The organism is Hymenobacter sp. AT01-02 (assembly GCF_000961955.2).
Taxonomy (GTDB): Bacteria; Bacteroidota; Bacteroidia; order Cytophagales; family Hymenobacteraceae; genus Hymenobacter; species Hymenobacter mucosus.
This window is the reverse complement of record NZ_JZIR02000269.1, coordinates 1-944: the sequence shown is the minus strand read 5'-3', so window position 1 is coordinate 944 and position 944 is coordinate 1. Positions and strand designations below refer to the sequence as shown.

Genomic DNA, 944 nt, shown 5'->3' with positions numbered 1-944 from the left:
AATTATTCGTTTTTCAGCAATTTGCAGTAGCACTGGCCCGCGCTGCCGCCGAAGGTGTCGCTGCCGACGGTGGGTTAAACTATGAATACGATCCAGCCCAGCAACACATGGTAGCCGAAAAGCACTGGTGGGTGCAGGCCGAGGCCATGGTTGGTTTTCTTAATGCGTTTGAGTTGACGAAAGAGGAGCAGTTTTACGACTACTTCCTGACTACCTGGAAATTTACGCAACGCCATCTCATCGACCACGAACACGGTGAATGGCAATGGGGCATCAACGCCGACCACAGCGTGATGCCAGGACAGGATAAAGCCGGCCTGTGGAAATGCCCCTACCACAACAGCCGCGCCTGTCTGGAGATTCTGAAGCGGCTGGCAAACATGCTTTCATCAACACCTAAGTAGGTAAGTGTTGCCGTTCCTTTAAAACCAGGCGTACAAGTTTATTTCGTTACCGCCAGGGCTATTCTTGTCCCATATAGGTAGTGCGCCCCACCGTGTAGCTCAGATGACCAACCTGTGTGCTAGCAAACAGGTCAAAGTTGACGGTATTATGTATAGGGGCTGCTCGTGTTGAATTGAATGCTAATATGAATGGCAAGAAGTTACCTTGTCTTCTTGCTCACACATATCGCTGCTTAAGTTGATAACTGATGGTGTAAGCCAGAGAACTTGAACGTATCAAACGATGAGCGATACGGAATGGTGTTGACTGAACAACGAAGGATAGATTATATCTAAAATAAATGAGTTTTATGCCTACAAAAAGCTAAAATAGTATCATGTTTTAATTTGGTTATTTGTCTGTCATGCATATGAATATGATAAGGGTATGATATACCATATACCTGTTTGACTTTATTTATACTGAAGAGAATAACGCATGGTTCTATTATCTGGAGATAGGCTGTCATTGATGTGCAGAGGCCATAATTGACCTGAAAT

1 protein-coding gene is annotated in these 944 nt (G+C 44.9%); it reads left to right on the top strand.

Annotated features, from left to right (window positions below; genetic code table 11):
* On the top strand, positions 1-404 hold a 404-nt coding region (locus tag VI25_RS23090; RefSeq protein WP_173664813.1), incomplete at its 5' end, for an AGE family epimerase/isomerase.
* Positions 405-944 lie beyond the last annotated feature (540 nt).